This window comes from Streptomyces sp. NPDC056480 (genome assembly GCF_042795405.1).
Classification (GTDB): Bacteria; Actinomycetota; Actinomycetes; order Streptomycetales; family Streptomycetaceae; genus Streptomyces.
In genome coordinates, this window is record NZ_JBHTSA010000049.1 from 24,148 (window position 1) to 38,220 (window position 14,073).

Consider the following 14,073-nt stretch of genomic DNA (forward strand, 5'->3'; position numbering starts at 1 on the left):
ACGCTCTCGTAAAAAAGAGGAAGCGCCCCGTCGTCGATCCCCCCACGGGTCGACGAGCGGGGCGCTTCCCATGTCCCGGTGCGGATTCCCCCCACGGGATCCGGGCCGGGCGTCTGCGGGTGTCGCAGAAGCTATGCGGGTCGGCGCGACGCGGTCTGCCGGGGTACGTACGGGAGGGCCGCTCAAAGCTCCCCGGTGCACGTGCCCCGGCCAACGCTTGCCTGGAACGTCCCCCAAGACATTCCATGAACGTCCCCCAAGACGTTCTCGGCATCGCCCACTTAGACTCGCGAACAGCCCAGATGGTTACCCCCCAATATCTGTGATCTAGGTCTCTTTGTGAAGGTCTTGTGCGTCACACGTGGGTGAATTCACGTGAAGCGGCGTAGACGAAGGCTGTTGGATACGACGAAGACGGACGAAAAGGCCATCGCCAGGCCGGCGATCATCGGGTTCAGAAGTCCGGCCGCGGCGAGCGGCAGCGCCGCCACGTTGTAGCCGAAGGCCCAGCCGAGGTTGCCCTTGATCGTCGCCAGGGTGCGCCGGGCGAGCCGGATCGCGTCGGCCGCGACCCGCAGGTCGCCCCGTACCAGGGTCAGATCGCTCGCCTCGATCGCCGCGTCCGTGCCCGTCCCCATGGCCAGACCCAGGTCCGCCGTGGCGAGGGCCGCCGCGTCGTTCACCCCGTCGCCGACCATCGCGACCGTCCGGCCCTCCGCCTGGAGCCGCCGGACGACCTCGGCCTTCTCCTCCGGCAGCACCTCGGCGATCACCTCGTCGATGCCCACCTCCGCCGCCACGGCCTCCGCCACGGCCGTGTGGTCCCCGGTGAGGAGGACCGGCCGCAGCCCGAGGCCGCGCAACCGGGCCACCGCCTCCGCGCTGGTGTCCTTGACGGTGTCCGCGACGGTCAGGGTGCCCCGGGCGACCCCGTCCCAGGCGACGTGGACGGCGCCGGGCTCGGCCCCCGCCGGCACGTCGACGCCCTCCGCCGTCAGCAGCGCGGCGCGGCCGACGAGGACCAGGTGCCCGTCGACCGAGCCGCGCACGCCGAGCCCGGGGACGTTCTCGAAGGTCTTCGGTACGGGGAGCTCCCCGCAGCGCTCGACGGCGCCGGCCGCGACGGCGCGGGCCACCGGGTGCTCGGAGGAGTGCTCCAGGGCCCCGGCCAGCCGGAGCAGCCCGGTCTCGTCGGTGGCGTCGGTGCCGTACTTCCCGCCGTACACGCGCACACCGGCCAGCCGCATCCGGCCGGTGGTGACCGTCCCGGTCTTGTCGAGGACGATCGTGTCGACGCGCCGGGTGGACTCCAGGACCTCGGGTCCCTTGATGAGGATGCCGAGCTGCGCGCCCCGGCCGGTGCCGACCATGAGCGCGGTCGGGGTCGCGAGGCCCAGGGCGCAGGGGCAGGCGATGATCAGGACGGCGACGGCGGCCGTGAAGGAGGCCGTCGGGTCGTCGGTCAGCAGCAGCCAGGTGACGAGGGTGCCGAGGGCGACGAGCAGCACGACCGGCACGAAGACGGCGGAGATCCGGTCGGCGAGCCGCTGCACCTCGGCCTTGCCGTTCTGGGCGTCCTCGACGAGCTTGGCCATCCGGGCGAGCTGGGTGTCGGCGCCGACGCGGGTGGCCCGGACGACGAGCCGGCCGGAGACGTTGACGCAGCCGCCGGTGACGTCGCCGCCCGCGGTGACGTCCAGCGGCAGCGACTCGCCGGTGAGGAGGGAGGCGTCGACGGCCGACGCGCCCTCGGTGACGGTGCCGTCGGTGGCGATCTTCTCCCCGGGCCGTACGACGAAGAGGTCGCCGGTCCGCAGCGCGTCGACCGGCACCCGTACCTCCGTTCCGCCGCGCAGGACTGCCACGTCCTTGGCGCCGAGTTCCATCAGGGCCCGGAGCGCCGCGCCCGCCTTCCGCTTGGCGCGGGCCTCCAGGTAGCGGCCGAGGAGGATGAAGGTGACGACCCCCGCCGCGACCTCCAGGTAGATCGCGGACGAGGCCGCGGAGCGGTCGACGGTGAGGTCGAAGCCGTGCCGCATGCCGGGCATGCCCGCGTCGCCGAGGAAGAGGGCCCAGAGTGACCAGCCGAAGGCGGCGAGGGTGCCGACCGAGACGAGGGTGTCCATGGTGGCGGCGCCGTGCCGGAGGTTGGTCCAGGCGGCCCGGTGGAAGGGCAGCCCGCCCCACACGACGACGGGGGCGGCGAGGGTGAGGGAGAGCCACTGCCAGTTGTCGAACTGGAGGCCCGGGACCATGGCGAGCAGGACGACGGGCGCGGAGAGCAGCGCGGAGACGGTGAGCCGCTGCCGGAGGGAGGCGAGTTCGGGGTCCCGGGAGGGATCCCGCTCCTCCGGTGCGTCCGCCGGCTCGGGCTCGGGCGGCGGCGGTTCCTCGGCCGTGTAGCCGGTCTTGACGACGGTGGCGATCAGCGCGTCGACCCCGACCTCCTGCGGGTGTTCGATCCGCGCCTTCTCCGTGGCGTAGTTGACGGTCGCGGTCACCCCGTCCATGCGGTTGAGCTTCTTCTCGACGCGGGCCGCGCACGAGGCGCAGGTCATCCCGCCGATCGTCAGCTCGGTGACCGCGACGACCGTGCTGTCGGTGGGGGGTGCGGTGGTGCTGGAGGTCATGTGCGGTTCCAAAAGGGGAGCAGGGCCGTACCCGGTAACGGTACGGCCCTGCGGGGTGTCGACGGGGGAGAGGTCAGACCAGCTCGTAGCCGGCCTCGTCGACGGCGGCGCGGACGGCCTCCTCGTCGAGCGGGGCGGCGGAGACGACGGTCACCTGGCCGGTGGAGGCGACGGCCGTCACCGACGAGACGCCGGGAAGCGCGGAGATCTCGCTCGACACCGCGCCCTCGCAGTGGCCGCAGGTCATGCCCTTGACCTGGTAGACGGTGGTGAGGTCGGTCTTCGTCTCTGCGGTCATGGCGCTCTCCTCGTGGGTTCAGGACCGTACGCCGGGCAGTTTATACCCCTAGGGGGTATAAATCCAGTCGGGTCCGGCCGTGCCGCGCCGACGGGCCACGCTGATCCCTATGGTAAATACCCGATATGTCGCAATCGGGGACCACGCTCATCCTGATCATGGCGATCGCCGTCCTGGCGCCGCTGCTCGCCTACGGAGTCGGGCGCAGGCTTCCCGTCCCCCTCGTCATCTTCGAGATCCTGCTCGGCATCCTCATCGGCCCCGACGTCCTGGACTGGGCGCGCCCCGACGCGCTGGTCGACGGGCTCTCGGAGCTCGGCCTCGCCATGCTGATCTTCCTCGCGGGGTACGAGATCGAGTTCGGCAAGGTCCGCGGCGACACCCTCCGGCGCTCCGTGTGGGCCTGGCTGATCGCCCTCGGGCTCGGCCTCGCCACCGGTGTCCTCCTCGGCGGCGGATACACCAAGGGCGTCTTCATCGGCGTCGCGCTGACCAGTACCGCGCTCGGCACCGTCCTGCCCGTGCTCCGGGACTCGGGCGACCTCCACGGGCGGTTCGGCTCGGTCGTCATGGCGTTCGGCGCGGTGGGCGAGTTCGGCCCGATCATCGCGATGGCCCTGCTGCTCAGCGGACGCGGCGCGGCCGAATCGACCGCGCTGCTCGCGGTCTTCGCCGCGCTCACCGCGGGGGCGGTGTTCTGGGCGCTGCGGCCGCGCCCGCCGTGGTTCTCCCGGATCATCGCCAAGACCCTGCACACCAGCGGTCAGTTCGCGGTCCGGTTCGTCTTCCTGCTGCTCGCCCTGATGCTGGGAGCCTCGCAGGCCCTCGGGCTCGACATCCTGCTCGGCGCCTTCGCGGCCGGCCTCGTCACCCGGCTCGTCCTGACCGGTGCGGCGCCCGAGTCGGGGCCGCAGATCCTGGAGAAGATCGAGGGCGTCGGCTTCGGCTTCCTCGTGCCGGTCTTCTTCGTCGTCACCGGGATCGAGTTCGACCTGGCCTCGCTCCTCGACGGCGGCCGCACCCTGCTCCTGCTGCCGGTCTTCCTGCTGCTCTTCCTGGCGGTGCGCGGCGGGCCGATCTGGTTCCTCGCCCCGCGCGACCTCGACCGCAGGGACCGGGGCGGGCTCGTGCTGTACGGCTCCACCGCTCTGCCGCTCGTCGTCGCCATCACGACCATCGGCGTGGACGACAAGACGATGACGGCCGGCGAGGCGGCGGCGCTCGTCGGGGCCGGCATGCTCTCCGTTCTCGTCTTCCCGCTGGTCGCGCTGAAGTCGCGGTCGGGGGCGAAGGGCCTCCCGACCGAACGGATCAGCGGCTCGGAGTCGTGGTGATCTGCCCCTCGACCGCGGGCTCGACCAGCGGGGAGAGGTAGCGCAGGAGGAGCGTCTTCAGCTCCGCGATCGTGGCGTCCCGCTCGGCCCCCTCCGGCGCGGCGAGGACGAGGTCGAGGCCCCCCTTGAAGGTGGCGAAGGCCATGCCCGCCGTCCGCATGCGGTCCTCGGCGGGCAGCGCGGGCGCGTAGTGGGCGATCACCTCCTGCACGCGGGTGAGCAGGGTCGCGTGCAGCTCGTCGTGCTCCTCCGCGATCCGGCCGGGGACCTCGGATCCGTGCATCAGGGCGAGGAAGGCCGGGTTGGCGCAGTTGAACTCGATCAGCGGGTCGACGACGGCGTCCAGCAGGCCGGGCAGCGGCAGGGCGAGGTTCTCCGGGGTGAACGCCTGGCCGTGGGCCTCGCGCATCTGGTGCAGCAGGCGCTCTCCCAACTCGATCGCGATGGCTTCCTTGTTGGGGAAGTACTGGTAGAGCGTGCCGGGCGAGACATGGGCCTCGCGGGCGATCGCGTTGGTGCTGGACGCCGTGTAGCCGTTCGCGCAGAAGACGTTCGCGGCGGCCTGGAGCAGCTGCGCGATGCGGCGCTCTCCCCGCGCCTGACGGCGGCGCGGCTTCGGTTCTTCGGACATGGCTGTCCCCAGCTCTCCTCAACACGTTTGACAAACACGAGAGGTCGCTCGCATTCTTGAGAAACGCGAGTGATCACTCGTGTTTGCCAGTCTATGGCAATGGGCGACCCATGTGACCTGCCGGGAAGCGAGCACAGGGGTCAGGTGAAGGGGACACCTCGTCATGGCCGAAGTCAAGAAATCAGCGCCCGGCGGGGCCGGATCCAGCGGGGCCCGCGCCGAAGGCGGCGGATCCGGCAGGCCTCCCGCAGAAGGCGGCGGATCCAGCGGGCCCGCCGCGGAGGGCGGCGGATCCGCCAGGCCCCTCGCGGAGGGCGGCGGATCGCCGAAGCGGGACGGGGCGGGCGGCTGGACGCGGTTCGTGACCGTCCGGCCGCGCCTGACCCTGCTCGTCGCCCTCGTCCTCACCGCCCTCGCCGTCCTGGCCGGCGGCGGGGTCGCCGACCGGATGGGCAGCGGCGGCTGGGAGGACCCGGCTGCCGAGTCCACGTACGCGACCGAGGCGCTCGGGCACCGGTTCCCCGGCTCCCAGCCCAATCTGCTCCTGCTCGTCGACGCCGGAGCGGCCGGCGTCGACGCGCCCGCGGTCACCGCCGAGGCGCGCCGGCTCGCCGAGCGGCTCGACGCCGAACCGGGCGTCGACGGCGTCGGCTCCTACTGGTCCACCGGCTCGCCCGCCCTCCGCTCCGAGGACGGCCGCAAGGCCGTGATAGCCGCCCGGATCGCCGGCGAGGAGAAGGACGCGGCCGCCGTCCTCGACCGGATCGCCCCCGAGTACCGGGGCACCCACGGCCCCGTCGAGGTCTCCCTCGGCGGCGGGCTCGCCGTGCGCCACGAGATGCAGACGGTCATCCAGGAGGACCTGCTGCGGGCCGAGCTCATCGCCCTGCCCCTCACCCTCGTCCTGCTCGTCATGGTCTTCGGCAGCGCCGTCGCCGCCCTGCTGCCGCTCGGCGTCGGCATCGTCGCCATCCTCGGCACCAACGCCGTCCTGCGCGGCATCACCGAGTTCACCGACGTCTCCGTCTTCGCGCAGAACCTGACGACGGCCCTCGGCCTCGGACTCGCCATCGACTACGCCCTGTTCGTCGTCCGCCGCTACCGCGAGGAGCTCGCCGCCGGGGCCGACACGTACACCGCCGTCCGCACCACCCTGCGCACCGCCGGGCGGACCGTGCTCTTCTCCGCCCTGACCGTCGCCGTCTCGCTCGCCGCGATGCTGGTCTTCCCGCAGTACTTCCTGCGCTCCTTCGCGTACGCCGGCATCGCCGTGGTCCTGCTCGCCGCGACCGCCGCCCTCACCCTGCTCCCGGCGGCCCTCGTGCTGCTCGGCGACCGGGTCAACGCGCTCGACCTGCGGCGCCTCCTCCGGCGCGGCCGGGCGCCCGGTGCGCAGCGCGCCGGGGACGGCGACGGCGCGGGCTGGGGGCGGGCCGCCGCGCTCGTGATGCGCAGGGCGCCGGTCTTCGCCGTCCTCACCACCGCCGGCCTCGTCCTCCTCGGACTGCCCTTCCTCGGCGTGAAGTTCGGCACCGCCGACGACCGCCAGCTCCCCGTCACCGCCTCCTCCCGGGTCGTCCAGGACGAACTGCGGCACGGCTTCCCCGGCGACCCCGGCGGCACCCTCACCGTCCTCGCCGAGGGCGAGGCGACCCCCGCGCAGTACGCGGCCTTCCGCGAGCGGATCGGCGCCCTCGACGGCGTGGTCCGGGCCGACGGGCCGGTGACCGCACCCGGCGGCCACGCCTACTTCACCGTCGTCCCCGAGGGCGAGACCGTCGGCGCCCAGGCCCAGCGGACCGTGTCCGAACTGCGGTCCGCACCCGCCCCGTTCGAGACCTCCGTCACCGGACAGGCCGCCGTCCTCGTCGACTCCAAGGACGCCCTCGCCGAGCGGCTGCCCTGGGCCGCGGCGGTCATCGTGATCGTCACGCTGCTCCTGGTCTTCCTGCTCACCGGCAGCGTCCTCATCCCCGTCCAGGCCGTCGTCCTCAACGCCCTCAGCCTCACGGCGATGTTCGGCGCGGTGGTCTGGGTCTTCCAGGACGGCCACCTCGCGGGACTCCTCGGCTTCACCCCCACCGGGGACATCGAGACCACCCTGCCGGTGCTCATGTTCTGCGTGGCCTTCGGACTCTCCATGGACTACGGGGTGTTCCTGCTCTCCCGCATCAAGGAGGAGTACGACCGCACCGGCGACCACGAGCACTCCGTCCGCTTCGGCCTGCGCCACACCGGAGGCCTCATCACCGCGGCCGCCGTGATCCTGGCCGTCGTCATGGTCGCCATCGGCACCTCCCGCGTCACCAACACGAAGATGCTCGGCCTCGGCGTCGCCCTCGCCGTCCTCATGGACGCCATGGTGGTCCGCAGCCTCCTCGTGCCCTCCGTGATGAAACTGACCGGCAGCCTCACCTGGTGGGCACCGGGGCCGCTGCGGCGCTTCCACGACCGTTTCGGAATCAGCGAGAACGATCCGTACAACCTTTCGGAGACTCCCGGTGTCATAGAGGCGTCCGGGGAGTTGCGGGAGACCGCCTCCTCACGTCGATGAGCTGATTCCATGGGGGAATTCGTGTTACGTGTACGTACGAGCCTGGTCCTGGCGACGGCCCTTGTCGCGGGAATCGCACCGGTGGCGCTCGGGGGAGCGGCGGCTGTGGCCGCACCGGTGTCGGCTCAGGTGGGAACGGCCGCCGAGACCGGGTCGGTCGTGCAGGAGGGGGGCCGGCTGACCGTGCCGGCCGGCCCCGAGGGGCCGGTGACGCTCCGCTTCAAGGCGACGCTGCCGGCCGGGGTCACCGGACCGGTGACCGCGCGGGTCACCCTCCCCATCACCAACTGGCCGCCCGGTGGATGGACCGACCACCGCACGGCCGCCCAGATCGAGTCCACCTGCTCGGTCGGCGGCGGAGCCTTCGAGGCCTGCGCCTGGCGGGGCACCAGTTTCTCCGACGACCCCGGCCCGTCCCGGGTTCTGATCGACCTGCCCGCCGTCGAGGCCGCGGCGACCCTCGACCACGCGGTCACGCTCGACCTGCCGGACACCCTCGGGTGGATCGGCTCCCTCGACGCGCCCGTCGAGCTGAGGGACGCGAGCGGGACCGTCGTCGCCCAGGGCACGGTCGGACTGGACGTCGTGGAGTCCGTCCCCGCGGCGGACGCCCGCGGTGCCGTCCACGCCCGCGACAAGGCCGGTGTCCTCTGGCGTTACGAGGCCACGGGCAACGCCGACAGGTCCCTGACGCCCCGCAAGCGGATCGGCGGCGGCTGGAACATCTACTCGGAGATCGTCCAGCTGACGCCCACGACCGCGGCCGGCACGGGTGACCTGGTCGCCCTGGACATGGAGGGTGTCCTCTGGTTCTACCGGGGCACCGGCGACCCGGCGGCCCCGTTCGCGTCGCGGGTCCGCGCCACGGGCGGCGGCGGCCTTCCCGAGTGGGCGGACTACACGGCCATCGCCTCCAACGGCGAGGGCGGTCTCGTCGCCCGGGACAAGGCCGGCGTCCTCTGGAACTTCGAGCTGAACGACGAAGAGCACCCCCGCTTCAAGCCGCGTGTGCGCGTCGGCGGCGGCTGGAACATCTACACGGAGATCGCCGCCTTCGGCGACGGCCTGGTCGCCCGCGACGCGGCCGGCGTGCTCTGGAAGTACAACGCGTCCTCCTCCGAGTCGCCGAGCGCGCCGTACGCCGCCCGCTGGAAGGTCGGCGGCGGCTGGAACGTCTACAACGACATCGTGGGGACGAAGGAGCTGGGCCGCGGGACCCACACCGAGCTGATCGCCCAGGGCATCGACGGCACGCTCTGGGCCTACGACGCCCAGTCCACCGGCTCCGGCTACGCGCCCGGCTCGACCGCCACGCAGCTCGGTCACGGCTGGGACATCTACACGGCGATCATCTGACGCCTCTCCGGGGGGATCCATGAGACACATCCGTACGTTTCCGGTCATGGCGGGGCTTCTGCTCGCCACTCTGATCCCCCCGGTCACCGGAGGGGCGCAGGCGTTCGCCGCGCCCCTCTCGGCCGCCCCCCGCTCGGCGGCGGCCGAGCCGGGGACCGTCGTCCAGCAGGGCGGCACCGTCGTCGTCCCCGCGGGCGAGGAGGGAGCCGTCACCACCTACCTGACGGCCACGCTCCCGGCCGGTGCCACCGGCCCGGTGACGGCCCGGCTGTGGTGGTCCGACATCGCGTGGATACCCGGAGGGGACTACCCCCACCTGCTCCGGTACGTCACGTTCTCCTGTGCCGTGAACGGCGGCCCGTTCACGGCCTGTCACCCGTCCCGCTCCGGGAACGGCCCCGACGTCTCCTCCGAACTGCCGACGGCCGAGGCCGCGCGCACGATCACCTACGCCGTCCGGATCGACGCCGCCACCTTCGCGGAGGGTTCTCCGCTCCGGGGCAGCCTCTCGCTCACCGGGGCGACGGGTGCGCACCTGGCCACCGGGCCCGTCGAGATCCAGTTCGTCCCCGGCACCCCGGAGGCGGACCAGCGCACCGTGCTCCACGCCCGTGACCGGGACGGCGTGCTCTGGCAGTACGAGGGAACGGGCAAGGCGGCGAAGCCCTTCGAGGCGCGCACACGGGTCGGCGGCGGCTGGGGCGCGTACACGGCGCTCACCAAGCTCGGCCCCTCGACGGCGAACGGCGGGGGCGACCTCGTGGCGCGCGACGGCAGCGGCGTCCTCTGGTACTACTCCGGCTCGGGCGACCCGGCCGCCCCGTTCTGGCCGCGCGTCCGGGTCGGCGGCGGCTGGAACGCCTACACCTCCCTCACCGGTACGCCCAACGGGCTGCTCGCCCGGGACCGCTCGGGTGTCCTCTGGCACTACCGGCGCGCGCACGAGGCACCGCCCCATGCCCCCTTCGAGGCGCCCGTCCGGGTCGGCGGCGGCTGGAACGCGTACACCGCCGTGACGGCGCTCGGGAACGGCCTCGTGGCCAGGGACACGAGCGGGACGCTCTGGCGCTACGCCGACGCCGCCGGCAACGACCCGGCCGCCCCGTTCGCCCCGCGCGTCCGGGTCGGCGGCGGCTGGAACGTCTACGCGAACGTGGTGGGCACCGGAGACCTGGGGCGCCTCACCCACCAGGACCTCGTGGCCCGCGACGGGGACGGCCGCCTCTGGGCGTACGAGGGCGACTGGCGCGGCGCTCCCGGGCCCACCAGGACGCAGGTCGGGCGGGGCTGGAACATCTACGACACGCTCCTCTGAACGTCATCGGAGAACATCCATGAGTCAGCCGCGAAGAGCCCCGGCCCTACGAAGAGCCCTGGTCGCGACGGGAGTCGTCCTCGCCGCGGCGGCCACCCCGGTGGCCGCCGCCCCCGCGCCCGCCCCGGAACCGGCCGCGCGCACGGCCGTGGCCGCCGCGGAACCCGGGACCATCGTGCAGGAGGGCGGACCGCTGACGGTGCCCGCCGGCGGGCACCCGGTCACCACCCGGCTCACCGTCACCCTGCCGCCCGGCACGGGAACGCTGTACGCGCAGCGGGTCGCCTTCAAGGCGGCGGGGGACACGGAGTCCCGCCCGGCCGAGCAGTTCACCTCCACCTGCTCGGTGAACGGCGAACCGGCCATGCCCTGCGACTGGTCCTCTCCCGACCCGGAGACGGTCGACGGCACCTGGCTCGTCCTCGACCTGCCCGGCGCCTCGGTGCGGACCGGCTCCTCGACCGTCACCTACGACATCACGGTCGCCGTCACCGAGGGCATGGAGTGGCTCTCCCGGCTCGACGCCACCGTCGAACTCCAGGACGTCGACGGCCCGGTCGCGCGGGGGGAGATGGCCCTCGTCATCGTCCCCGGAGCGATCGAGGCCCGGCCCAGGTCGTCGCTGCACGCCCGGGACCGCGACGGCGTGCTCTGGCAGTACGACGCCACCGGGCGCGCCGACGCGCCGTTCGCGAAGCGGAAGCGGATCGGCGGCGGCTGGAACGTCTACACGGCGGTCACCAAACTCGACCGCACCACCGCCGAGCCGAACAAGGGCGCCATGGTGGCCCGCGACCGGAACGGCGTGCTCTGGCACTACGCGAGCAGCGTCCGGCCGGGGGCGCCCTTCGAGCCGCGCGAGCGGATCGGCGGAGGGTGGAACGTCTACACGAGCATCGTCGGTCTGACGGGCGGCGACCTCGTCGCCCGCGACCGGGACGGGGTCCTCTGGTTCTACGAGGGACGCGGGCACGGCCGGACGGGCGCCTACACGTTCCACCCGCGGGTCAGGGTCGGCGGCGGCTGGAACGCGTACACCTCCCTCGCCTCCTTCGGCGACGGGCTGGTCGCCCACACGGCCGCGGGCCGGCAGTTCCGGTACGAGAGGTCGGACGACCCGGACCCGTCCACGCCCTTCGAGCCCCGCCGTGAGGTCGGCGGCGGCTGGAACCGCTACACGGCCCTCGCCGGACTGGGGCTCGTCATCGAATCCCCCTCCCTCGCCGCCCGGACCGCGGACGGCAAGCTGGTCGTCTACGGGGTCGACCGCTGGAAGGGGAACTCCGACCCGTACCGGCCCCGCCCGGTGGGCGGGGGCTGGAACCTCTACGACCTGCTCGTCTGACCCGTCGTCCGGTCCGGCGCCGGGAGCCGGCCGCGCTCAGTCGCGGCGGCCCCGGTTGCCGGGGCGGCTGGCGACCCAGGCGCGGATCGTGTCCGCGTACCAGTACGGCTTGCCCGACTCCACGTGATCGGGGGCCGGCAGGAGTCCGTGCTTCCGGTAGGAGCGGACCGTGTCGGGCTGCACCCGGATGTGTGCGGCGATGTCCTTGTACGACCAGAGCCTTCTGTCCGTCATGCCTGGTACCTCCCTGCGCGCCGCGCAGCGGCGGCGGGGGTGCCGTTCGGGGGCGCTGCGGGCATGCGATGGCGATCACTGAGCCATTGCCCCCTGCAACGACCCCGTCAGACAGGAGGAGAGGGCCTGTCGAGCGGCTGTGACGGAAAGCCCGCGTAACGGAGATATGCGTGACGCCCAAGGGACGAGTGTGACGAAAACGCGGCATCAGGACATCGGTGTGTCCGCGTGCCTCGCCCCTGGTCAGGGAGATATACGCCGGTCGCGCGCCCGTCACACGCCGCAGGAGCGGAGATAGCGCCGGGTACGGAGCGCGATCGGGTACGGAACGTCCGGCTCGCAGGGGTACATGTCCTGCTCGACGATCGCGAACAGGTCCACGTCCAGGGCCGAGGCGGCCGCGAGCACCGGTTCCAGAGCGGGTACCCCGGACGGCGGCTCGCACATCACCCCGCGTGCCACCGCCGGCCCGAACGGCACCCCCTCGGCCACCACCCCGGCCAGGATCTCCGGGTCGACCTGCTTGAGGTGCAGGTAGCCGATCCGCTCGCCGTACGTCTCGATCAGCTTGACGCTGTCCCCGCCGGCGTACGCGTAGTGCCCGGTGTCCAGGCAGAGCGAGACCGCCTCCGGGTCGGTCGCGTCCAGGAACCGCGTCACGCTCTCCTCGTCGTCGAGATGGGTGTCGGCGTGCGGATGGACGACGATCCGCAGCCCGTAGCGCTCGCGCACCTCCCGGCCGAGCCGCTCGGTGAGCCCCGTCAGGTCCCGCCACTGCGCGGCGGTGAGCGTCCGGTCCTCCAGGACCTCGCCCGTCCGGTCGTCCCGCCAGAACGACGGGATGACGACCAGATGACCCGCGCCCACCGCCTGCGCCAGGGCCGCGTTCTCGGCGACGTGCGCCCAGGTCCGCTCCCAGACGTCCGGGCCGTGGTGCAGGCCGGTGAAGACCGTCCCCGCCGAGACCCGCAGCCCGCGCCGCGCGGTCTCCTCCGTCAGGACGGACGGATCGGTGGGCAGATAGCCGTACGGGCCGAGCTCGATCCACGTGTAGCCCGCGCCGGACACCTCGTCCAGGAAACGCTGCCACGGCACCTGCCGGGGATCGTCGGGGAACCACACCCCCCAGGAGTCCGGGGCGGAGCCGATCCGGATCCGGGACGGGGGCGGAGACGAGGGCGAGGGCGGCTGCGGTGACGGCGTCGTCATGCCTGCCACCTTGACCGGGGCCCGCGAGCAGCGTCAAGGAGGCCGCCCCGGCCCGCGCGAGCCGTTCCCCGCCGGCGGCCCGGTCGTCAGAATGTCCGGACATATCGTTGACACGCCTCCGGGCGGACGGCTAGACCTGGGTGCGGAAGCCGGACGCGAGAGGTGGCGCGGGTGGAGTCGGAGCCGTACGACCTGATCACCATGGGGCGCCTCGGCGTGGACCTGTACCCGCTCCAGACCGGAGTCGGGCTCGACCGCGTCGACACCTTCGCCAAGTTCCTCGGCGGCTCCCCGGCGAACGTCGCCGTCGCCGCCGCCCGGCTCGGCCTGCGCACCGCCCTCGTCTCCCGCACCGGCGCCGACCCCTTCGGCACCTATCTGCGCCGCGAGCTGAAGGGCTTCGGGGTGGACGACCGCTGGGTCACCGAGGTCGACGCCCACCCCACCCCCGTCACCTTCTGCGCCCTCTTCCCGCCCGACGACTTCCCGCTCACCTTCTACCGCCGCCCCAAGGCCCCCGACCTGGAGATCCACCCGCACGAGCTGGACCTCGACGCGATCCGCGCCGCCCGGGTCCTCTGGGCGACCGGTACGGGCCTCTGCGACGAGCCGAGCCGCACCGCGACCCTGGACGCGCTGCGGGCCAGGTCCGGGCAGGAGACGACCGTCCTCGACCTGGACTGGCGGCCGATGTTCTGGGCGGACCCGGCGGCCGCCCGCCCCTCCTACGCCGAGGCGCTGCGGCACGCGACCGTCGCCGTCGGCAACCTCGACGAGTGCGAGGTGGCGACGGGGGAGCGCGAGCCGTACGCGGCCGCCCGCGCGCTGCTCGCAGCCGGAGCGGACACCGGCCTCCGGCTCGCCGTCGTCAAGCGGGGCCCCGAGGGCGTCCTCGCGCTCGCCGCCGACGGCACGAGCGCCGAGGTGCCGCCGCTGCCGGTCGAGGTGGTCAACGGCCTCGGCGCGGGCGACGCGTTCGGCGGGGCGCTCGTCCACGGACTGCTCGCCGGCCGGGACCTGGAGACCACCCTGCGCCACGCCAACGCCGCCGGCGCGATCGTCGCGGGCCGTCTCGCCTGCTCGTCCGCCATGCCGTACGCCGCCGAGATCGCCGAGGCGCTCGCGACCGGCTCCGGAACCCTGGCGGAAAACGGGTAGGGGTGAGTC

At 73.1% G+C, this 14,073-nt stretch carries 11 protein-coding genes; 6 read left to right on the top strand and 5 right to left on the bottom strand.

The genetic code is table 11. The features are described from left to right. Nucleotides 1–371: 371 nt before the first annotated feature. Together ACFQ79_RS21935 and ACFQ79_RS21940 are read right to left on the bottom strand one after the other, a co-directional pair. Nucleotides 372–2,630, bottom strand: a complete 2,259-nt coding sequence (locus ACFQ79_RS21935) for a heavy metal translocating P-type ATPase (RefSeq protein ID WP_383585988.1) — start codon at nucleotides 2,628–2,630, stop codon at nucleotides 372–374. 73 nt (nucleotides 2,631–2,703) lie between these two features. Next, a complete protein-coding gene (locus ACFQ79_RS21940) occupies nucleotides 2,704–2,928 on the bottom strand; it encodes a heavy-metal-associated domain-containing protein (protein WP_266966116.1) in 225 nt (74 codons plus the stop codon). Nucleotides 2,929–3,053: 125 nt separating this feature from the next. Between ACFQ79_RS21940 and ACFQ79_RS21945 the strand changes: the two genes are divergently transcribed. Then, nucleotides 3,054–4,262: a cation:proton antiporter gene (locus tag ACFQ79_RS21945; protein WP_383585991.1), complete on the top strand. Its 1,209-nt coding sequence runs from the start codon at nucleotides 3,054–3,056 to the stop codon at nucleotides 4,260–4,262. On the opposite strand, the gene ACFQ79_RS21950 is transcribed toward ACFQ79_RS21945, so the two are convergent. Then, nucleotides 4,240–4,893, bottom strand: coding sequence for a TetR/AcrR family transcriptional regulator (locus tag ACFQ79_RS21950; protein WP_383585993.1), 654 nt, complete (start codon nucleotides 4,891–4,893; stop codon nucleotides 4,240–4,242). The two genes, ACFQ79_RS21945 and ACFQ79_RS21950, sit on opposite strands and share 23 nt — an antisense overlap. A 163-nt stretch (nucleotides 4,894–5,056) precedes the next feature. Here ACFQ79_RS21950 and ACFQ79_RS21955 point away from each other — a divergent pair, with 163 nt between their 5' ends. The 4 genes from ACFQ79_RS21955 to ACFQ79_RS21970 are packed head-to-tail and all read left to right on the top strand — an operon-like array spanning nucleotide 5,057 to nucleotide 11,463. After that, nucleotides 5,057–7,447: an MMPL family transporter gene (locus tag ACFQ79_RS21955; protein ID WP_383585995.1), complete on the top strand. Its 2,391-nt coding sequence runs from the start codon at nucleotides 5,057–5,059 to the stop codon at nucleotides 7,445–7,447. 21 nt (nucleotides 7,448–7,468) lie between these two features. Beyond that, nucleotides 7,469–8,803, top strand: a complete 1,335-nt coding sequence (locus tag ACFQ79_RS21960; protein WP_383585997.1) for a tachylectin-related carbohydrate-binding protein — start codon at nucleotides 7,469–7,471, stop codon at nucleotides 8,801–8,803. 46 nt (nucleotides 8,804–8,849) lie between these two features. Next, nucleotides 8,850–10,118 (top strand): tachylectin-related carbohydrate-binding protein, encoded by a 1,269-nt coding sequence (locus ACFQ79_RS21965; protein WP_383585999.1) that lies wholly within the window; start codon nucleotides 8,850–8,852, stop codon nucleotides 10,116–10,118. Nucleotides 10,119–10,137: 19 nt separating this feature from the next. Next, complete coding sequence (locus ACFQ79_RS21970; RefSeq protein WP_383586001.1) at nucleotides 10,138–11,463, top strand: hypothetical protein; 1,326 nt, start codon at nucleotides 10,138–10,140, stop codon at nucleotides 11,461–11,463. 36 nt (nucleotides 11,464–11,499) lie between these two features. Here the strand turns inward: ACFQ79_RS21970 and ACFQ79_RS21975 are convergent, their stop codons facing one another. Together ACFQ79_RS21975 and ACFQ79_RS21980 are read right to left on the bottom strand one after the other, a co-directional pair. Continuing rightward, nucleotides 11,500–11,697 carry an AlpA family transcriptional regulator gene (locus tag ACFQ79_RS21975; protein WP_015033732.1) on the bottom strand — a complete coding sequence of 66 codons (198 nt, stop codon included), beginning with the start codon at nucleotides 11,695–11,697 and terminating at the stop codon, nucleotides 11,500–11,502. 273 nt (nucleotides 11,698–11,970) lie between these two features. After that, a complete protein-coding gene (locus ACFQ79_RS21980; RefSeq protein WP_383586003.1) occupies nucleotides 11,971–12,906 on the bottom strand; it encodes a sugar phosphate isomerase/epimerase family protein in 936 nt (311 codons plus the stop codon). A 201-nt stretch (nucleotides 12,907–13,107) separates the two neighbouring features. On the opposite strand from ACFQ79_RS21980, the gene iolC reads away from it, so the two are divergent. Next, complete coding sequence (gene iolC / locus ACFQ79_RS21985) at nucleotides 13,108–14,064, top strand: 5-dehydro-2-deoxygluconokinase (protein ID WP_383586037.1); 957 nt, start codon at nucleotides 13,108–13,110, stop codon at nucleotides 14,062–14,064. The last annotated feature ends 9 nt before the right edge of the window (nucleotides 14,065–14,073 follow it).